Origin of the sequence: Shewanella carassii (assembly GCF_019670705.1) — a bacterium.
Classification (GTDB): Bacteria; Pseudomonadota; Gammaproteobacteria; order Enterobacterales; family Shewanellaceae; genus Shewanella; species Shewanella carassii.
Genome location: NZ_AP024618.1, coordinates 375,736 through 396,417, shown reverse-complemented (window position 1 = coordinate 396,417; position 20,682 = coordinate 375,736). Strand labels below are relative to the sequence as shown.

The window sequence follows — 20,682 nt, the reverse complement described above, 5'->3', positions numbered from 1 at the left end:
GCTTACCTCAACTTCAGGGTGGCCAATCCCAGCAGAACCAGGAACAAGGAGATAATCCAGAAACGCACTATCACTCTGGGCTCGGGCCAACCTTTCAATTCATAGTGGTGGTGTATGGGTGCCATGCGGAAAATCCGTTGGCCACGCAGCTTATAGGATCCAACCTGAAGGATGACTGACACAGTCTCCATTACGAATACACCGCCCATGATCACCAGCAAGATTTCCTGGCGTACCAGCACCGCCATGGTGCCGAGCGCCGCTCCCAGTGACAGCGAACCCACGTCGCCCATAAACACTTGCGCCGGATAGGTGTTGAACCAGAGGAAACCGAGACCGGCGCCGACTATTGCGGTGCAGACGATCACCAACTCACCGGCGCCGGGCAGATGCGGAATATGTAAGTAGCCGGCAAATTGCGCATGGCCGGAGAGGTAAGCAACCAATGCAAACGCGGCTGCCACCATGACGGTCGGCATAATGGCCAAGCCATCGAGGCCATCGGTCAGGTTCACCGCATTGCTGGAACCCACTATGGTGAAGTAGGCCAAAACAACGAAGAACAGCCCCAGTTGCGGCATCACATCCTTAAAGAAAGGCACCACCAGCTGGGTTTCACCTGGCAGAGATGCGGTCGCGTAGAGATAAAAGGCCACCGCAATCGCCGCCAGCGACTGTAAAATATACTTCCAGCGGGCCACCAGCCCCTTGGGATCCTTACGCACTACCTTGCGGTAATCATCGAGGAAACCGATGAGGCCAAAGCTGCCCAGGACGAATAACATCACCCAGACATAACGGTTACCGAGATCGCCCCACAGCAGGACACTGATAAAGATCCCCGCCAGCACCAGCAATCCCCCCATGGTCGGGGTGCCGCGTTTACTGAAATGTGACTCGGGGCCATCGTTACGCACCACCTGGCCTATCTGCAAGACTTGCAATCGCTCGATTAGCTTGGGCCCCCACCAGAGTGCGAAGCTGAGGGCGGTCAACAACCCCAGAATCGCTCTGAAGGTCAAATAGGAAAACACGTTAAACCCGGTATAAAACTGGGTTAGATACTCCGCCAGATACACCAGCATCTACACTAACTCCCCACGCCCGAAGGCTGCTTTAAGGGCCTCGACCACACGTTCCATACGCATGCTGCGTGACCCCTTGACCAACACAGTGACACTCCCTGGCAACTGATTGATATATTTGATTAAACTTTCCACCAAACGCTCCTGGGTATCCAGGTGTTCCGTACCGAATCCCTGGCTGGTGTTCCGGGTTAATTGACCGCAGCAAAACAGGGCATCTATCCCGGCTTCGTGGGCATATTCGCCCAACTCGCGATGCAAAAGGGGGGCATTGTCGCCTAATTCCCCCAAATCGCCCAGCACCAGAATGCGATTTCCGTGAATTTCGTGAAGCCAGTTGATCGCAGCCTTGACCGAGGCCGGATTGGCGTTATAGCTATCGTCTATCAGCTGCACCCGCCCAAGCTCAGTGGGTAGCATGCGTCCCTTGACCGGCTGCATCTGCTGCAAGCCGGAGATAATGTTTGCCATATCCAGGCCCAGCGCCAGGCAAACCGAAGTTGCTGCCAGAGCATTGGCCACCTGATGTCGTCCGGCCAGCGGCAGCGCCAGCGGATACTCCTGCTGCTGCCAGCAAAGCGTGCAGCGATAACGCCCCGAGGCATCGGCCTGTAGATCTTTGGCTGTCAGTTCGGCTGCTGCGTCAATGCCATAGCTTAACTGACGGTAGCCTAACGCAGCCTGACGCATTACCTCGGCGTATCTGTCATCGGCATTGATAATGGCGCAGCCGTCTGGGGCCAAGTGATTGAAAATCTCGGATTTGGCCGCCGCCACACCGGCCTCTGAGCCAAACCCTTCAAGATGAGCGCTGGCGACATTGTTCACCAGGGCAACATCCGGGCGCACTATGGCCGAGGTGTAATTAATTTCACCCTTGTGATTGGCGCCAAGCTCAAATACCGCATATTCGTGTTCAGGCTCCAACCGCAAGGCTGTCAGCGGCACGCCTATGTCGTTGTTGAAGTTACCGGCGGTGTAGAGCACCTTGGCACGTTGCGACAATATGGTCGCCAACATCTCCTTGACGCTGGTCTTGCCGTTGGAGCCGGTCAAGGCAACACACTTGAGTGATACCAGGCTGCGCACCATGGCCGCCAGTTGCCCCAGGGCCTGGTGAGGGTCGGCCACCAGCAGCTGCGGCACATCGAGTGCCAACTCGCGGCTGACCAGGAGCGCTGCGGCGCCATTTTTGACCGCCGTTGGCGCAAACTCATGGGCGTCGAAGCGCTCTCCCTTGAGGGCGATAAACAAACCTTGGGTGCCTATATCGCGGCTATCTGTGCTGACACTCTCAATCAACTGCTCTGCGGCAGTCGCTGGAATCAACTTGGCATTCAGCGCCGTGGCTATCTGTTGCAGGGTTAAAGGGATCATGCCTTGCCTCCGCTAAGTTCCAGCGCCAAGGCCCGCTCATCATAGTGGTGACGGCTTCCGGCCACTTCCTGATAGGTTTCATGCCCCTTGCCGGCCAATAAGATCACATCTCCCGCCTCGGCCTGGGCGCAAACCTGTTTAATCGCGGTCACCCTATCGACACAGGAGAATGCCACATCGGGGCGAGTCAGCCCGGCCATGACTTCATCAATGATGGTTTGTGGCTCTTCGCTGCGAGTATTGTCACTGGTGACCATCAAGCGGTCGGCAAAAGCCTCGGCGGCGCGGGCCATCAGCGGCCGCTTGCCCTTGTCACGATCGCCACCGCAACCAAAGACACACCAGAGGCGGTTGTCGGTATGCAGCCGCAGCGCCTTGAGCGCTTGCTCCAGCGCATCCGGGGTATGGGCATAATCCACCACCAGCGAAAAACCTTGGCTCGATGGGAAACACTCCATCCGTCCGGGCACGGGTTTCAGAGCCGGTGACAGCGACAGCAGCTTTTGCAGCGGATAACCCATGGCATAGAGCGCCGTCAACGCCGCCAACAGATTGGAGAGATTGAATTCGCCCAGCAGCGGGGTTTCCAGCACACCTTTACCTTCCGGCCAGTGGATCTCGGCGCGTACGCCCTTGGCGTGATATTGAGGATTAACAGCAATAACCGCCGCTCTGGGATCTTGCTTAATGCTATAGCTGAGCAACTTGGCCTTGGGCAGCTCCTCGAACCAGGCCTGTCCTGTGGCGTCATCCAGGTTAATCACAGCGTGTTTGAGACTGGCAAACCGCATTAGCCTCAATTTGGCGGCGGCATAAGCCTCCATAGTCTGGTGATAATCCAAATGATCCCGGCTCAGGTTGGTAAACACCGCCACTTCAAAGGGCGCGGCTTCTACCCGTCCCTGCACCAAACCGTGGCTGGACACTTCCATGGCGCAGACGCTGACATCCATCTGCTCAAAAGTCTTGAGCTGTGCCATTACGGCCAAGGCATCACTGGTAGTATTGGTCGCTTCCTGGAGTTCCCCCAGCAAACCGTTCCCCAAAGTACCCATGACACCGGCCTTTTCACCGAGCAAAGACACCCACTGGGCGACTAGCTGGCTGACGGAAGTCTTGCCATTGGTGCCGGTAATCCCCACCAAACGAGGCTTGGCCGCGTGAATGCCATAGAACTGGGCCGCCAGCGCCGATAGCTGCCGACTCAGTTGAAAAAAATAAATGGTTAAGCCTTGCTCCCGCTCTACCTTGCCGTGGGCATCCGGATCGTCCGTATGCAACAAGGCCGCCGCGGCTCCCTTGTTGAAGGCGGCGGCAACATACTCCCGACCATCGGCCTGATGTCCGGGAACGGCCACAAAAAGGCCGCCTTCAACTACTTTCCGACTGTCGAGACAGGGCTCGGTCACCGCCTCCGCGCCGGAGTAATGAAACCAGGGAGCCAGCAGATCCCGCAATAACATCATTCTGCTCTCCTAGGTACCTGAGCCAGTTGTACGCGAGCATCATCACTCACTGGCTCCACATTCAACATCTGCAACGCGCCGGACATCACCTTGCCAAATACAGGTGCCGCCACCACGCCGCCATAATATCTGTCCCCTTTGGGCTCGTTGATCACCACGACCATAGCGAGTCTGGGGTTGTTGGCCGGCGCAACACCGGCAAACAGGGCGACATAATCATCGCCATAGCCACCGGCTATCGCCTTACGACTGGTGCCCGACTTACCGGCGACCGGATAACCCTCAATATGAGCCCGGGTACCTGTGCCACCCTTCTCGGTCACGCCCACCAACATGTTGATCACATCGCGGGCCACGTCCGGGGCTATCACCCGGGTGCCTTCCGGCGGTTGCTTCAGTTTCAGAATCGATACCGGGTAAAGTATGCCGCCGCTGCCCAGAGTGGCGTACATTCGCGCCAACTGCAGCGGGGTGGCTGTCAGACCATAGCCAAAAGATAGAGTCGCCCGTTCAAAGTCAGACCATCTGTGTCTGTCCTGTACCAAACCGGCACTCTCGCCGGTCAGGTTGATCCCTGAATAGTTGCCAAGCCCCATGGACTGATAGGTGCCCAAAAGCTGCTGCACCGGCATTTCCAGCGCCAACTTACTGATCCCCACGTTACTGGACTTGATCAAAATCTTCGCCAACGACATATCGCCATAGTTGCGGACATCCCGCACCTGCCGACCACCAATACGCATCCAACCGGGTGATGTCGGGATCAACTCATCATTCTTGACGATCCCGGCCTCCAACGCTGCCACCACCACAAAGGGTTTTACTGTCGAACCGGGCTCAAAGGTGTCTGTCAGGGCGCGGTTACGCATCCTGTGACTCTGCAGATTATCCCGCGAGTTGGGGTTATAGGAGGGAGTGTTGACCATCGCCAGCACTTCGCCCGTATGCACATCCAGCACCACCACGGAACCAGACGTTGCCTGGTTCATTTCGGTGGCACGCTTGAGCTCACGGTAAGCCAACTGCTGAATACGCTGATCTATGCTGAGCACCAGATCGTTGGGACTCTCGCCCTCCTGGATTATATCCAGCCGCTCAACCACCCGACCGTCGCGGGATTTACGCACCTTCTGTTTGGAGGGCGTGCCGGTCAGCCAGCTGTTGTAGGTGTTTTCAATGCCTTCGATGCCGACATCATCGATATTGGTGATCCCGACCAGCTGAGCACTGATCTCACCAGCCGGATAGTAACGGCGTGACTCGGACTTGAGGTAGATACCGGGTAGCTTCAGCTGCTCAATATAGTGTGCCACCGCCGGGGTAACTTGGCGCTTGAGATAGGTAAAACGCTTCCTGGGGTTGGACTGCACTCTGGCCAACAGGTCATCCAGCGGCTCGTGCAATACATCGGCCAGCGCCCGCCAGCGACGCATGTCATTGAAACCATCCTTGTCGTGAACCACCTTGGGGTCGGCGTAGACGGCACGTACAGGCACACTGACGGCCAACATCTCGCCGTTGCGGTCGGTAATAAGCCCTCTTTGCACCTGGTTGGAGGTGGTTCGCAAAGTACGCATATCACTCTCGTGACGCAGTTTTTCCGGCTCTATCACCTGGATGTAGGCGGCGCGTCCCACCAGTGAGACAAACAACAGGCAAACAAAAGCCACCACCACCTGCAGTCGCCAGTGGATCAGTTGGGGCTTTTGAATCCTTTTAGCCTGTTTTCTCATGGAAGTCTCACTACCACCTCTTCATTGGGTAAGGGCCTTATCATGTCCAATTCCTTGGTTGCAATCCGGGTTATCCGGCTGTGCTCAGCCTGTGACTGTTCTTCCAGTAACAGGTTGCGCCACTCGATATCCAAGCGATCCCTTTCCTGTAACAGCTTGTCCAACTCACTGGTCTGGGTACGGCTGATGTGGCTGGTATATACCACGGCAACCGCATTCCCCAACACCAGCATGCCCAGCAAGAGGAGCCATTTGTGCTGCCAAAGATCCCGCAGCACTATGCGCGCCAGATTGAGTTGCGACTTACTCACCGCCACCTCAGTAGGGCAAACGCTCGGCAATTCTGAGTACAGAACTGCGTGCCCGGGCATTAACGGCAATCTCTTCATCCGACGGTTTCATCGCCTTGCCTATGGGCAACAGCTGCCGCGAGCGGTTGAGCTCGGCCTCGGTTACCGGCAAGCCGTAAGGCACTTCCTCACCTTTGCTGTGACGGCGGATAAAACGCTTCACCATGCGATCTTCCAGAGAATGGAAGCTGATGATCGACAGCCGTCCCTTGGGCGCCAATACCTTCAATGCCCCTTCCAGCGCCTGATCTATCTGATCCAGCTCGCTATTGATATAGATGCGAATCGCCTGAAACACTCGGGTTGCCGGATGCTTGTTGCGCTCTTTGTGTTTGGTGATCCTTTCGATCAAGCCGGCCAAATCTTTGGTGCGTAAAAACGGTTTCTCATCACGATCGGCGGCGATACAACGGGCAATATGGCGGGCGTTTTTCTCTTCACCATAGGTCTTGAACACCCAGGCCATATCTTCGACCTCGGCCCTGGCGAGCCACTGTGCCGCCGTTTGGCCCTGGCTATTATCCATCCGCATATCCAGTGGGCCATCACGCAGAAAACTAAAGCCACGTTCGGCATCGTCCAGCTGCGGCGATGACACACCGAGATCCAGCAAGACACCGTCTATCTTGCCCACTAGCCCAAGTTGCTCAACATAGTCGGCCAACTGGCCAAAACCACCATGGACTATGGAGAAACGCGGGTCGTCAGCAAACTGTTTCGCGGCTTCAATGGCTGCCGGGTCTCTATCGATGGCGATCAGCCGCCCTTGAGGCCCCAGGCGGGCAAGGATCTGACGTGAGTGTCCACCCCGACCGAAAGTACCGTCGATATAGATGCCATCTGGGCGGATATTGAGCCCGTCTACCGTTTCTTGAAGCAGGACAGACAGGTGGGCAAAGTTTTGGCTCATCACTCTCTTCTTTAATCTGGTCTCACTCATCAGAGTGAAAAATCGGCCAGCCGCTCACTGGCGGTTAATCCCTGGCTCTTAATCATCTCCAGGCTGTCGGCCAACTGTTGCTGCCAGACCTGTTCATCCCAGAGTTCGAATTTATTCAACTGCCCGACCAACATGGCCTTCTTTTCCAAAGAGGCGTATTGCCTGAGCGGCGGAGTCAGTAAAACCCGGCCGTTAGCATCCAATTCACATTCCTGGGCATAGCCCAACATCAGGCGTTTCATCGCCCGCTCCTGCGGTTGAAAATCAGATAAGCCGAGCAGTTTTTCGGCAACTTTGTTCCATTCGTTTACCGGATAGACCAACAAGCAGGGAGATTGGATATCCACAGTAATCACCAGCTTGCCCTGATGATCGGCATGCAAAGTCTCGCGGTATCGCGTTGGCATAGCGATCCGCCCCTTGGCATCCAGATTCAAAGCACTTGCGCCGGAAAACACGTGATCTCATCCTTGCTCAGTTAATAGATCCACAAATATCCACAAATTCCCACAGATGCTAAGTTTAGGGACAGTCAACAAGGATTGTCAAGCAATGCAAACTCGAATAAAGCCAGTCGCCAAGCGGGTTAGCAGCGTGTCACAACATTTTTTGAACAGCCGAATTCCAAGTGGCAAAAAGTGGTGCCATCGCTATCGACAGTGGAAAAATTCAACACTGACAAGGGAGGTTTTCACAGTGAAAAGAAACGATTGTGGAGAAGTTTCCCGGATCCGGGCATATGGGAGTGCGATCCAGTACAAACTTCTATGAGTGTAAAACTCGCTCAGGATAAACCACCAAAACCAAGATCCAGTCATACAAGAGGCTTAAATGATGTAAAAATGTTAAGCAATATTTTACTTCTATTATTGCCAGCCTAGCAGACAAGGCGCATCCCCTGCCCAGGCATTTCACTCAAGCTTGCTGACCGCAGCAACATCAAAGCATAAAATTAGGCTAATTTTTAGTCTAAAGAGGCCGATAATGGATATAACATAGACTCACAGGCAAACATTTGACCCGAGTAAGGTCATAGGCAATAGGGAACACTGATGGGATTGGACAGCATTTACGCCATGTTGGCGCGCCCGGTCAAGGCGGTATTTCAGCCCAAACGCGAAGTGGAGCAGGTCAAAACCAGCTCCGCCATAGCACCCGACAGCCACGAAGCCCCGCAATCGCAACTGCCTCCCGAAATAGACAAGCGTGAAAAAGTCGCTGATCGCCGCAAAGAGCAGAAAGGCTTTGCCCGCGAGCGGCGTAAACATAACCGCCGCCAGGAAGATGAAGAAAGGGATGAGTCCAGGGCGCAGGAAGAGGGCAAGGGTCAGATCATAGATATCGATGTCTGACCCTGCCGGTGAATGCCATTGAATCAAGGCTTCACAACTGCGCCGCCACCCGCTGACGTATCTCGGCCAGATTGGTTTCGCGAAGCAGTTTGCCATCCTCATAAACGGTTTGCAGCAGCCCCTGGGCTTCTTCAGCCACCGAAACATCATCTCTCAGCACCAGCTCCCCGTCTTGGATCACTACTTGCAGTAGCCCCTTGGCGGAACGCTTTTGGCTATCAGTCTTGGGCGCCTTGAAAATCGCCAGCGGCTCGCCGTCTTTTATCACATGGGTCGCCTTGAGTGCCGAGCCATGGGTATCTCGGGTGACATACTGATAGCTGTATGAGCCAATCCCCAGCACGACTTTGGAAGCAAAACCTTTTTCCATCAAACGCTGCAGTATTTGTCGTTGGCGCTCGAGCGTGATGGCATCGCCATAGATGGCACCCACATGGCTATCCAATAGCTTGTAACCCTTTTCAGTCAAGGTGCCGCCAAAAATGTCCCACAGGCACTCGATAAGCCCCTTCACCTCGCAGGCCATCAGGGTTTGGCGCTGCAGACCGATAAACTCACCATGCCAACTGATCGCCTCATAACCGCCATCGGCCGCCTTTTGCAAGGCTTCCTCCAGGCCACATTCGCGGATAAGTGATTCAGGCGCCAGCTTATAACCGCTGAGAATGGTCACAGGATCGCCGGAATCGGGACGGATCACCAGGGTGCCGTCACGCTCGAGGATCTCCTGCTTGAGTTCGGGTAAGTATTGCGTCACCAGCGTCCAGAAATCCCAGGTATCGGACACCACACTGAGGATCCCCTTGGGAGACTGGGTCTGCATCAGATAACGGAAGAAGGCTATCTCCCCTTCGAGGATCCAGGAACAGGTCACCGAGTGCTCGGTGGCATCCACTGAGGCGCCGACCAACTCCTTATCGACATCGGCACCATAGTACTTCTCGGCAAACAGCACCGCCGGAATGGTGTCGGTTCCAACAAAACCGCTGGCCAAATGGCCAAAACCACTCATGGCAGCGGCCTGCTTACCGAACATGCCGCGAAAACTGAAGTCATGCCCCTGAAACGCTACCATCTCGGCGGGCAGGCCTGTCTTATCGGCGAACTCTTTAAAGGTACGCAGGTAAGCAACGGCCGTGGTAGCACTGGTTTGTATCGGCCAGTTTTCACAACTGAGCACGGTTTCTATCATGTTGGTCAACCAGGGGAAATCCGGATGGGTGTTGACTATGGTCAACGGCGGCACCAGATAAGGCACCAGAGTGCCCTCTTCCAGCGCCTTGATCCTCAGCGGTAAATACCCAAGGTCGTGGAGTTTTTCCAGGTAAGAGACATCGACACTGTACCCCAGCATGGCGCTGAGAATGCGCTTATGGGCGGCCACCGCCTGCGCCTTGGGCTGACGAAAGAAGCCGTCCCACTCCTCCATCAAATAGCTCTTGATAAAATACTGCAGTCCAATAAAAGCGACCTTGTCATTATCCATTATGTTGGCATTGCGACCGCTGCGGGAAGTGAAGTTGGCATACACCTCGGTCACCTGAGGATGATAGGCGCGACCATGAAACTCTTTGTAGACATCCTTCTGCATTGAGGGGGCGATGATACTCATAATAAACTCCTTTTATTCGAACAGTTTCAAGGTGTGCAGCTCGAGAATTTGCGACTCAAACGGATGCAATGGGCGCAGCGAATCTGTGGTAAACACGGCATCAATCAAACCTTCCAGCGGCTCGATTCCGCGAGAAAATAGGCCATGGGTCACATAGAGTCCCACTCGGGCGGCGCCTTTTTGTTTCAAAAGCCGCGCCAGCTCGATAAAGGTTCTGCCACCGTCGCAAATATCATCCAGGATCAGCAGACTGCGGCCAGCGACATCGGCGTCCAACTCGGATGCCAATATGGCGCCCGTCGCTGGATCCCGACGTTTACTGGCCTGAAAGACTTCGGCCTCAATCCCGACGGCACTCAGCGCATCGGCAACCTTGGTTATCTTGTGGCTAGAGCCCTTGTCCGGTGCCAGCAGCGCCGCCTGGTGGGTTTGCAGCCACTGCTTCAGTTGCGGAAACTGACAAACCAGCTGCGCCTGATGTACCTGCTCGGCCTCAAGCAGTTGCTCACTGACCGCCGAGTGCAGATCCCAGCAGCGGATCTGGCTGAAGCCGGCATTTCGCAGCAATCCCGCCATCACGGCGGCGGAAAAGGCCTCTCCGGCAACGCAAACCCTATCTTGGCGGGCATAGGGGAAATAGGGAAGTTGCAGTGAAACCTGAATGCCGGGGGCGGCGCGGTCCAAAGCATCTTTGATCAGCAGCAGCTGCATGATGGCATCACTGCTCTGCAACCTGGCGCAGATAATCGCGCTCTGTAGCTGTTGTCGATCAAAACCCGCCAGACGCACATGTTGCTCACCACCGGCAAACTGCCATTGCTCAACAGTCAAAGCCTGTCGGGTCGCATCTTTGTTTACTAGCTCAATACTGATATCCATATCGCTCACCATTAAGTGTCTTAGTGACACTTAATCTAAAGCAACAACTTGGAGCGGTCAAGCTTATTTTGAGTCAATAGGACACTTATCTAGAAAGAAGAATTAAACCAATAGAATAGATAAGATGATGGTAAACCAAAGAAGCTCAAATGAAGTTTCAAGCTTCCAGATTGCGTACAAAACGATAATCGGCAGCTTCAGGCAATACCCGGTAGAGCTGGGGTGGGCGACCGACTTCGACCCGGCCCTCTCCACAGGGGGCGAGCACGCCGGCCTGCTCTATCCGCCGCCGGAAAGATTTCTTCTGCAGTGGCTTACCCAAAATGGCCTCATGCACTCGCTGCAACTCGGCCAGGGTAAACAATTCCGGCAGGGCAAAAGCCGCCACCAGGCTGTAAAGTGCCTTTTGGCGTAAGCGCTCCTGTGCCAAGGCTATGATATCGGCGTGATCAAAGGCCAAGTGTTCGGGCAGCGACTGCAAGCTGAACCAGCGGCTCTCTTCAGACCCTTCCATGACGGGATCAAGATGAGGCATCAGCGCATAATAGCTGATGGTGACCGACCAGCCTCTGGGATCCCGGCGGCCATTGCCTATACTCTGTAACTGCTCCAGGTAGGGGGGCACTATGCCGGTCTTTTGCTTAAGTTTGCGCTTGGCCGAAGCATCGATATCCTGATCCTGCTGCAGATCAATAAAGCCTCCCGGCAATGCCCACATCCCTTTACAGGGAAACCCGGAACGCTTGACCAAGAGCACACACAATTGCTCTTCTCGCACACAAAGCAGCACGCTGTCGACACTGGTCAACGGCAGCGGATAATCATGGATATTGTATTGCGTCAGATATTCGGCTTCGGTCGTCACTGTCATGGCGGGCTCACTTTGGTGTCTTTGGGGCACTATTTTGAGTCACTATTCAATGGGTGACAATAACAGCCGACAAGAAACCACCCGGCACATCACAGTTCCTCGGTTTCATGCCAGTGGCGACACCGGTCCACCGCCTTTTGCCAACCACGGTAATAGAGCTCCCGCCGTCCTTCATCCATAGCCGGCTCGAAACAACGTTCAACATCACTCCGGTGAGAAAGATCTTCCACCGAGTCCCAGAAACCACAGGCAAGACCGGCCAAAAATGCCGCTCCCATGGCGGTAGTTTCGGTCAAGGCCGGCCGCAGTACCTGTGTATCTGTGATATCGGCCTGAAACTGCATCAGGAAGTCGTTACTCACGGCGCCGCCATCCACCCTCAGCTGCTTGAGTGCAACCGCGCTGTCTTTACTCATGGCATCCAGCAGATCCCGGCTCTGATAGGCGATGGATTCCAGCGCCGCACGTATGATGTGGTTGCGGTTTACGCCGCGAGTCAATCCTTGCAAGGAGCCGCGGGCGTTGGCGTCCCAGTAAGGGGCTCCCAGCCCGACAAATGCCGGCACCAGATAAACCCCATTGGTATCTTCCACCTTGGAGGCAAAGTACTCTGTGTCCTGGGCATCACGAATAAGCCCCAACTCGTCCCTCAGCCACTGTATGGTCGCGCCGCCCATAAATACCGAGCCTTCCAGCGCGTATTGCACCTCACCCTTGGGGCCTACAGCCACTGTGGTCAGCAACCCATGCTCTGAGCGCACCGCCTTGTCACCTGTGTTCATCAGCAAAAAGCAGCCGGTGCCATAGGTATTCTTGGCCATGCCGGGTTCGACGCAAAGCTGGCCGAACAGCGCCGCCTGCTGATCCCCGGCCATACCGGCGATGAGAATTTCACTGCCCTCACCGGCAATCCGGGTTGTGCCATAGACAGCCATCGACGGCTTGACCTCGGGCAACAACGAAGCTGGGATGTCCAGCGCCTGTAACAGGGTCTGATCCCAGCATTGTTTATGGATGTTGTAGAGCATGGTGCGCGACGCATTGGTGGGGTCGGTCACATGCACCTTGCCCTCGGTCAGCTTCCATACCAGCCAGCTGTCGATCGTGCCAAAGAGCAACTCGCCTCTTTCGGCCCGCTCGCGGGCTCCCTCGATATTATCCAGCAACCACTTAATCTTGGTGGCCGAAAAATAGGGATCCAGTAACAAACCTGTATTGTCGCGGACATAGTCCTCCAGCCCCTCGGCCTTGAGCTGCTCACAGATCTCCTTGCTGCGCCGGCACTGCCAAACAATGGCGTTGGCAACTGGCTTACCTGTGAGCTTATCCCAGATGACAGTGGTTTCCCGCTGATTGGTGATGCCGATGGCTGCCACTTCGTCACTGTGGATCCCGGCGCGGGCGATGACTTCTATCAGTGTCGAACTCTGGGATGCCCAGATTTCCATGGGATCATGCTCGACCCAGCCGGGTTGCGGGTAGTGCTGACTGAACTCTCGCTGGGAGACGGCCACGATATTGGCCTGCTGATCGAAAATAATCGCCCGTGAGCTGGTCGTGCCCTGATCCAGGGCAATAATATATTTTTTTTGCACGTGAAAGCTTTCTTGGGTTGGCTGAATTAATTTTGCTGCCAAGGCTGATCGCCTCGGGGTAAGCCGATTTCCGCTTCGGGGATATCACACTCCTGCGCCGGGTAATACCAGACGGCGGCAATCTTATCGCCTCTCAAGCTATAAACGCCCATATTACATTGGCTGTGTTGCTCGCCATCCTGTTGCCAGCTGACCTTTTCCAGGGTGCTGACATAGTTACCCGAACTCAGCGAGCCAAGAATACTGGCCTTGGCCCCCGGCAAAGTTTGAAAATAGTCGGTCATCGCCGCGCCCAATTCCGAATGCCCGGAAGCTTGTCGGTCGACCTTGGTGATGCTGACATTAAACCAAGTCACGTCTTCCGTGGTTTGCGCCAACATCAGCTCAATCTTTTGCTCATTGAAACCCTGAATAAACATACTGACAGGATCGGATTCGGCCAAACTCGGCATTGAAATCAGTGAGATAGCGCTGGCAAACAGGAATGGATATTTCATGGGCTTATTATTCTTTTGTTAGCAATAGCATGAATATAAGCCCTGAGCTCGGCCACGCCAAGTATAAAACAGCCCTGAGCGCGCTCCTACCAGCGATTAAACAGCCCTGAGTGCAGCCGCGCCAAGTTTAACACCGCCTTGAGCCAGACTTGGCCTGATATGAAAAAGCCCCGCTCGGCGGGGCTCTTGTCTCATTCCTTGGCTGGAATGGTATTACATCTTGTAGGTCACTTGCAGACCCGCCAACCAGACGTGGCCGCTGGCATCGCCCTGGAAGGCAACCTGAGCCAGGCCCATCAGATCCTGAGTCTCGTTGATAGGGGCATCACCGTGGGCATGGATATAGGTCAGACCCAGATCCACTGTCAGGTTCTTGCTGGGCGCATAACCGGCACCGACACTGAACCAGAGACGATCGGTATCTGGAATAGTGATGGTACGGTATTCATCGTCAACCGCCGTCTTATCCAGAGCCACACCGGCACGCAGCAACCATGCGTTGTTCAGCTGGTAGCTGGTACCCAGAGCAAAGCGCCAGTTGTCTTTGAAGTTTTCTTCCTTTACTAAATCACTGGAGATTGGTTGTTTAGTAGCTGGATCGATTGGCTTCTGCTCGCCGGGGAAATACGCCACCAGCTTGTTGAATACGCTCCAGTCGGTCCAGTTGATACTAGCGTGCATCGCCCAGTTGTCGGTCAACTGATGGTAAGAAGCCAGCTCGGCAAATGCCGGCAGTTCCAATGGCAAGTAGCCTTCAACCTCGGCAGTACCGCCGGTATAGACCAGGCCGCGCGCCTGACCGTCCAGATCCAGCTCAACGTGGCTGTGATAGGCGATGCCCAGGCGGTGATTAGCATTGATCTGCCAGCTGGCACCCAGCTGCCATCCATAACCGAAATCATCGCCTTCCAGATGCTTGAGCTCAGTACCGGCGGCAGGCAGACGCGAAGTCACCTCTGCAGGCAAGCCAGGGATAGCACGAACACTTTCAATCCAGCCAGGAACCGAAGCACCGATTTCACCGTCACCATATACGCCGCGCAGACCGGCACCCACAGTGAAGTGCTCATCAATGCGGTAAGCGATATTGGTATTCAGCTCTATGGTGGTCACTGCTGTCTTGTTACCAAAAATAGAGGCGGCATGAGCGGCTGGTAGTTCGGTAGACAGACCATAGTTGGAGTTCAGAGCCAGACCCCAGGTCCAACTGTCGTTGAGCTGATTGGAGTAATAGAAGTTAGGTACTGCGGCATTATCGGCCACATCGAGCGCATCGGCATTCATGATGATAGGTTGTGGCAGCAAAGGAGATGCCAGCGAAACCTGGCCCATGGCGTCAACTTCAGGCATCACATAGATGGCACCGGCAGAGATCTGCCGACCTTCAAGATAGCTAAGCATGGCAGGGTTACGTCCCTGAACCGCTGGGTTATCGGCCATGGCCGCTTCACCGGCGAAGGCTCGTCCAAGTCCGGTCGCGGAAGATTCCGCCAGTTGGAAACCCGCCGCTTGTACCTGAGTCGTTGCACCCACAAAGCTGGCCGCAATGGCGACAGCAATAAGTTGTTTCTTCATTGTTATTCTCTGCCTATTCATTTAGCAATTTCTAAATAGAGTAATCACTCCATTTTATTGCGGCGCAGTTTACTGACACAGAATATCTTTGCAAGTCTCAGACAAAAAACAGCACAAATGACCACAAAAATTATCACAGCGAGATTAAATAGTGATAAAAATCACTTTCCAATTGCGAAAAACAACGAAAATATGACCTTAATGTTTGCTGAAAAGCATTGACAGATAAAACAATCAAAAATGTAACCACATGAAAAAGCTACAAATATAACCCAAACAATGCCAAAACACTCGTACACTTAAGTAAGACATTAAAAACAGTACAAAACACTGCCATATAAAACATATGGTCAATCAAAAGATGGCAAGACCATATAATTATTTGTTTTTAAAGCAAAAGAAATGAATCACCCTAGATAAACAAAGCGATCTAAGACCTAAGAGAGCGGACCAGCTACCAAGCCACTGGTCCGCTCTTGTACAAGTGTACGCTGAAAATACAGATTGGATCAGGCCCGCCAGCCCGGTAGCCCGGCTTCATAATCGGCAATGGCCTGCTCATGGGACAGAGTCAGGCCGATGGCATCCAACCCATTGAGCAGCTTATGACGGGCAGATTCAGCCAGTTGAAATGCAAAGCGTTTCCCGGAGGGTGAAACAACCTGGCACTGCTGCAGGTCCACCTTGATTTCACTGCCTTCGGTCGCCGTTACCTCCTCAAACAACTGCTGCACCTCAGCGGCCTCAAGGATCACCGGCAATAACCCATTATTGATGGCGTTGCCGTAAAAGATATCGGCAAAGCTGGGCGCAATAATCACCCGCAAACCATAATCGGCCAGGGCCCAAGGCGCGTGTTCACGGCTGGAGCCACAACCGAAGTTTTCCCGCGCCAGTAAAATAGAGGCTCGCTGATATCTGGGCTGGTTCATCACAAAGGCAGGATCCGGCTGCTCACCGGCATCGTCCAGATAGCGCCAGTCGTGAAAAAGATGGACACCGAAGCCATCCTTGGTGACCTTGGACAGAAACTGTTTGGGGATGATCTGATCCGTATCCACATTGGCGCTATCCAATGGCACCGCAATTCCCTGATGAATAGTAAAAGCCTGCATTTTATTTCTCCTGGCCAGCGTGGCGGATATCGACAAAGTGCCCGGCAATGGCGGCAGCGGCTGCCATGGCAGGGCTCACCAGATGGGTACGGCTGCCGCGTCCCTGCCGCCCCTCAAAATTGCGGTTACTGGTTGAGGCGCAGCGATCGCCGCTTTCCAGGCGATCATCATTCATCGCCAGACACATGGAGCAGCCCGGCAAGCGCCATTCAAACCCGGCCTCGACAAACAGTTTATCCAGCCCTTCGGCTTCGGCCTGAGCCTTTACTTGTCCCGAGCCAGGCACCACTATGGCGGTCACGCCGTCAGCCACTCGCCGACCACGGATCTGCGCCGCGGCGCTGCGCAGATCTTCGATGCGTGAATTGGTGCATGAACCGATAAAGACCTTGTTGATGGTCACATCCGTCATCAGGGTACCCGGCGTCAAACCTATATAATTCAGCGCCTTTTCCATACTGCCGCGCACTGTGGCATCAGTCTCATTGGCGGGGTTGGGCACAGGTTTATCTATGGCCACCACCTGGCCCGGATTCGTGCCCCAGGTCAGTTGCGGCGCGATTTCACTGCCTTCCAACTCCACATAGGCATCGAAGATAGCATCTTCATCGGACTTGAGCGTCTTCCAGGCTGCCAGGGCGGCATCCCAATCGGCGCCCTTGGGCGCAAACTGACGCCCCTCAAGATAGGCGAAGGTGGTTTCATCCGGCGCGACCATGCCGGCCTTGGCCCCCATCTCAATCGCCATGTTGCACAGCGTCATGCGCCCTTCCATCGACAGGGCGCGAATCGCGTCACCGCAAAACTCCACCACATAGCCGGTGCCGCCATCCATGCCTATCTTGCCAATAATCGCCAACACCACATCCTTGGCGGTAATGCCCTCGCCCAGTTGTCCCTTGACCTCAACTCTCATGGTCTTGGCCTTAAGCTGCCGCAGCGTTTGGGTGGCCAGCACATGCTCCACCTCAGAGGTGCCAATACCAAAGGCCAGCGCGCCAAAGGCACCGTGGGTAGCGGTATGGGAATCGCCACAGACAATAACCGTACCCGGCAGGGTAATGCCCAGTTCAGGCCCCATCACATGCACTATGCCCTGATTGGGGTGGTGAATGTCATACAGACGCACACCGAATTCGCGACAGTTTTGTGCCAGGGTTTCAACCTGAGTGCGCGCCATGGGGCTCAAGGCGTCCAGACTGGCGCTCTTGGTCGAGGTGTTGTGATCCATGGTGGCAAAGGTCTTGTCCGGTGCCCGAAGTTGGCGCCCGGCCATCTTCAGGCCACTGAAGGCCTGGGGCGAGGTCACCTCGTGCACCAGATGACGGTCGACGTAAATAATCGGCGCTTCTCCAGCAGGCGTCGCCACCAGGTGGGCATCCCACACTTTTTCATACAATGTCTTGCCCATTACACCCCCTCCCGAATCGCATTGGCGATATAGTCGCCCATCTCTGCCGTGGTCTTGGCATTATGCCGCTGCTCCGGCGCCAGCAACTCACAGGTAAAGAAGCCATCTGCCAGCGCCTTGCCAACGGCGCGCTCTATCGCTGCCGCCGCCTCTTCCTGCTGCAGGCTGTGGCGCAACATCAAGGCCGCCGACAAGATCTGCGCTACCGGGTTGGCAATCCCCTTGCCAGCAATATCCGGGGCACTGCCACCGGCCGGTTCATAGAGACCGAAACCACTGCTGTTGATGGAAGCCGATGACAACAGCCCCATGGAGCCGGTCAACATGGCGATTTCATCGGAAAGTATGTCGCCGAACAGGTTGGAGCACAGCATCACATCAAAGTCCCAGGGGCGACGCAGCAGTTGCATGGTGGCGTTGTCGATATAGATATGTTCCAGTTCCACATCCGGATATTCGCTCGCGACCTGCTCGACCACTTCACGCCAAAGTACCGAGCAGGCCAGCACGTTGGCCTTGTCGACCGACGTCACCTTGCCGCGGCGGCCACGGGCGGCCTCGAAGGCGATATGGGCGATTCGGCGGATCTCGGCGCGGCTGTATCTCATGGTGTCAAACGCCTCTTCACTCTCGCCCTCCCCCTGACGTCCCTTGGGTTTGCCAAAGTAGATACCGCCGGTCAGTTCACGTACGCACAGCACATCAAACCCTTTGGCCGAGATATCGGCGCGCAGCGGCGACAGATGTTCCAGCCCCAGATGTAACTTGGCCGGTCTGAGGTTACTGAATAAGCCGAAATGGCCCCGCAGCGGCAACAGCGCGCCGCGCTCGGGTTGTTCATTGGGAGGCAGTTTTTCCCATTTGGGGCCGCCGACCGAGCCAAACAAAATTGCATCTGCCGCTTCACAGCCAGCCAGGGTCGATGCCGGCAATGGGCAGCCATGGTTATCTATCGCTATGCCGCCGACATCATATTCGGCGTACTCCATTGCCAGGTCGAAGCGTTGCTCTACCGCCGTCAGCACCTTACGGGCCTGGGCCATGACTTCCGGGCCTATGCCGTCGCCGGCCAATACCGCTATCTGATAACTCATACGCCACCCAACTCCTTTCTCTGTTGTATTTTCTGTTTATGATCCGCCACCTGGTCGGCGCGCTGAATAAGGTTCATCACATGCACCAGAGCCGCGGCCGAAGCCTCGACCACATCGGTAGCCAAGCCGACACCGTGGAAATTGCGCCCCTGGTACTGAGCCGTGATATCCACCTGCCCCAGCGCATTCTGGCCTTCGCCTTTGGCGCTCAACTTATAGCTGCAGATATCCACGCTCTGGCCGCTGGCCCGGGCTATCGCCTTATAGGCGGCGTCCACAGGGCCATTGCCGGTGGCGGCTTCGGTCACGACCTCACCGGCGGCTTCAATACGTACAGTGGCGGTGGCCATACCCTCAGTAGAATCGGATTGCACCACCAGCTGCTGTAACTGGAAGTGGTCGTCGGCCGCCGCCCGGCCCTCCATATACACCAAGGCTTCCAGGTCATAGTCGAACACCTGACCCTTCTTGTCGGCCAGTTTCAGGAAGGCGTCGTACAGTTGATCCAATGAATAATCCTGCTCTGAATAACCCATCTGCTCCATTCGATGCTTGATCACATGGCGGCCGGAACGTGAGGTCATATTCAGGTGATTGCGATTCAGGCCTATGCTCTCAGGTGTCATGATTTCATAGGTGTTTTGCGCCTTTAACATGCCGTCTTGATGGATACCGGATGAATGGGTAAAGGCATTGGCGCCCACTATCGCCTTGTTGGCCTGAATAGGCATATTGCATAACTGGCTCACCATGGAGGAGGTGCGGTGAATTTCCTGAGCCTTGATGCCAGTCTCCAGCCCCAGGATGTCTTTGCGGGTCGCCAGGATCATGGCGATCTCTTCCAGTGAACAGTTACCGGCCCGCTCACCTATGCCGTTGATTGTACACTCAATCTGCCGGGCCCCCTGCTGCACCGCCATGATGGAGTTGGCGACCGACAACCCCAAATCGTCATGGCAGTGCACAGAGATCACCGCCTGATCGATATTGGGCACCCGGTTGAACAGGGTTTGAATAATGCCGCCGAACTCGCTGGGAAGGGTATAGCCCACTGTGTCCGGAATATTGATGGTGCGGGCACCGGCTTCGATGGCCGCCTCGACCATGCGACACAGATTATCTATCGGGGTCCGGCCGGCGTCTTCGCAGGAAAACTCCACATCATCGGTAAAACGCCTGGCATACTTCACCGCCCCTACCGCCATCTCCAGCACTTGGTCGAAGGAGCGCTTCAGCTTGCTCTGCACATGGATATTTGAAGTTGAGATAAAGGTATGAATGCGGAACTGATCCGCGACCGATAAGGCCTGGGCCGCAGCGTCGATATCTTTCTCCAGTGCCCGCGACAGGGCGCAGACCCGACTGTTTTTGATGGTACGGGCTATGGTCTGTACCGACTCAAAGTCGCCGGGAGAGGAAACCGGGAACCCCACCTCCATGATGTCGACCCCCAGGCGCTCGAGAGCCATGGCTATCTGCAGTTTTTCTTTCACTGTCAGGCTGGCTGCCAGCGCCTGCTCGCCGTCCCGTAAGGTGGTATCGAAAATAAACACTCTGTCAGACATCTGGATTCTCCATTCAGGGGTTTCGATTGATTTTTCCCGTGCCAGAAACAAAAAACCCCGCGGTTTCTGGCGCGGGGTTTTGAGTTCTGGCTTGCTAATCGACGTGCAAGTCTAGCTCCTCCGCGCAGGGACTGCGAGAGTAAGGAGGAGGAGAGACAGTTGCAT

18 protein-coding genes are annotated in these 20,682 nt (G+C 55.2%); 1 reads left to right on the top strand and 17 read right to left on the bottom strand.

Annotation, left to right across the window (positions count from 1 at the left end):
- Positions 1-2: 2 nt before the first annotated feature.
- The 7 genes from mraY to mraZ are packed head-to-tail and all read right to left on the bottom strand — an operon-like array spanning position 3 to position 7,409.
- Positions 3-1,085, bottom strand: a complete 1,083-nt coding sequence (mraY, locus tag K5621_RS01870) for a phospho-N-acetylmuramoyl-pentapeptide-transferase (RefSeq protein WP_100146104.1) — start codon at positions 1,083-1,085, stop codon at positions 3-5.
- Complete coding sequence (locus tag K5621_RS01865) at positions 1,086-2,462, bottom strand: UDP-N-acetylmuramoyl-tripeptide--D-alanyl-D-alanine ligase (protein ID WP_221050281.1); 1,377 nt, start codon at positions 2,460-2,462, stop codon at positions 1,086-1,088.
- Positions 2,459-3,928 (bottom strand): UDP-N-acetylmuramoyl-L-alanyl-D-glutamate--2,6-diaminopimelate ligase, encoded by a 1,470-nt coding sequence (murE, locus tag K5621_RS01860; RefSeq protein WP_221050280.1) that lies wholly within the window; start codon positions 3,926-3,928, stop codon positions 2,459-2,461. The genes K5621_RS01865 and murE overlap by 4 nt, the downstream gene beginning before the upstream one ends.
- A complete protein-coding gene (locus K5621_RS01855; protein WP_221050279.1) occupies positions 3,925-5,661 on the bottom strand; it encodes a penicillin-binding transpeptidase domain-containing protein in 1,737 nt (578 codons plus the stop codon). Before K5621_RS01855 ends, murE begins: the two co-directional genes overlap by 4 nt.
- Positions 5,658-5,972, bottom strand: coding sequence for a cell division protein FtsL (gene ftsL / locus K5621_RS01850; protein ID WP_221050278.1), 315 nt, complete (start codon positions 5,970-5,972; stop codon positions 5,658-5,660). The genes K5621_RS01855 and ftsL overlap by 4 nt, the downstream gene beginning before the upstream one ends.
- 7 nt (positions 5,973-5,979) lie before the next feature.
- The gene (gene rsmH, locus K5621_RS01845; protein ID WP_039035208.1) at positions 5,980-6,921 is read right to left on the bottom strand and encodes a 16S rRNA (cytosine(1402)-N(4))-methyltransferase RsmH; all 942 of its coding nucleotides are present in this window, start codon (positions 6,919-6,921) and stop codon (positions 5,980-5,982) included.
- Positions 6,922-6,950: 29 nt separating this feature from the next.
- On the bottom strand, positions 6,951-7,409 hold the full coding sequence (gene mraZ / locus K5621_RS01840; RefSeq protein WP_100146096.1) for a division/cell wall cluster transcriptional repressor MraZ: 459 nt from the start codon (positions 7,407-7,409) through the stop codon (positions 6,951-6,953).
- A gap of 591 nt (positions 7,410-8,000) precedes the next feature.
- On the opposite strand from mraZ, the gene K5621_RS01835 reads away from it, so the two are divergent.
- Positions 8,001-8,303 (top strand): hypothetical protein, encoded by a 303-nt coding sequence (locus K5621_RS01835; protein ID WP_167387706.1) that lies wholly within the window; start codon positions 8,001-8,003, stop codon positions 8,301-8,303.
- A gap of 31 nt (positions 8,304-8,334) precedes the next feature.
- On the opposite strand, the gene K5621_RS01830 is transcribed toward K5621_RS01835, so the two are convergent.
- The 10 genes from K5621_RS01830 to leuA all read right to left on the bottom strand — a co-directional run bounded on the left by K5621_RS01830 (position 8,335) and on the right by leuA (position 20,517).
- Positions 8,335-9,915 (bottom strand): nicotinate phosphoribosyltransferase, encoded by a 1,581-nt coding sequence (locus tag K5621_RS01830; protein ID WP_221050277.1) that lies wholly within the window; start codon positions 9,913-9,915, stop codon positions 8,335-8,337.
- Positions 9,916-9,927: 12 nt separating this feature from the next.
- A complete protein-coding gene (gene prs / locus K5621_RS01825) occupies positions 9,928-10,794 on the bottom strand; it encodes a ribose-phosphate diphosphokinase (protein WP_221050276.1) in 867 nt (288 codons plus the stop codon).
- Positions 10,795-10,951: 157 nt separating this feature from the next.
- On the bottom strand, positions 10,952-11,665 hold the full coding sequence (locus tag K5621_RS01820) for an NUDIX hydrolase (RefSeq protein WP_221050275.1): 714 nt from the start codon (positions 11,663-11,665) through the stop codon (positions 10,952-10,954).
- Between the two features lie 89 nt (positions 11,666-11,754).
- Entirely contained in the window at positions 11,755-13,260 is a 1,506-nt protein-coding gene (gene glpK / locus K5621_RS01815) for a glycerol kinase GlpK (protein ID WP_100146085.1), read from the bottom strand.
- Positions 13,261-13,286: 26 nt separating this feature from the next.
- Positions 13,287-13,757, bottom strand: a complete 471-nt coding sequence (locus K5621_RS01810; RefSeq protein ID WP_221050274.1) for a nuclear transport factor 2 family protein — start codon at positions 13,755-13,757, stop codon at positions 13,287-13,289.
- Between the two features lie 213 nt (positions 13,758-13,970).
- Positions 13,971-15,332 carry an outer membrane protein transport protein gene (locus K5621_RS01805; protein WP_221050273.1) on the bottom strand — a complete coding sequence of 454 codons (1,362 nt, stop codon included), beginning with the start codon at positions 15,330-15,332 and terminating at the stop codon, positions 13,971-13,973.
- 509 nt (positions 15,333-15,841) lie between these two features.
- Positions 15,842-16,447: a 3-isopropylmalate dehydratase small subunit gene (gene leuD, locus K5621_RS01800; protein WP_144161759.1), complete on the bottom strand. Its 606-nt coding sequence runs from the start codon at positions 16,445-16,447 to the stop codon at positions 15,842-15,844.
- Position 16,448: 1 nt separating this feature from the next.
- Positions 16,449-17,858, bottom strand: coding sequence for a 3-isopropylmalate dehydratase large subunit (gene leuC, locus K5621_RS01795; protein WP_221050272.1), 1,410 nt, complete (start codon positions 17,856-17,858; stop codon positions 16,449-16,451).
- A complete protein-coding gene (gene leuB, locus K5621_RS01790; RefSeq protein WP_162207085.1) occupies positions 17,858-18,952 on the bottom strand; it encodes a 3-isopropylmalate dehydrogenase in 1,095 nt (364 codons plus the stop codon). The genes leuC and leuB overlap by 1 nt, the downstream gene beginning before the upstream one ends.
- A complete protein-coding gene (leuA, locus tag K5621_RS01785) occupies positions 18,949-20,517 on the bottom strand; it encodes a 2-isopropylmalate synthase (RefSeq protein ID WP_044733534.1) in 1,569 nt (522 codons plus the stop codon). The genes leuB and leuA overlap by 4 nt, the downstream gene beginning before the upstream one ends.
- Positions 20,518-20,682 lie beyond the last annotated feature (165 nt).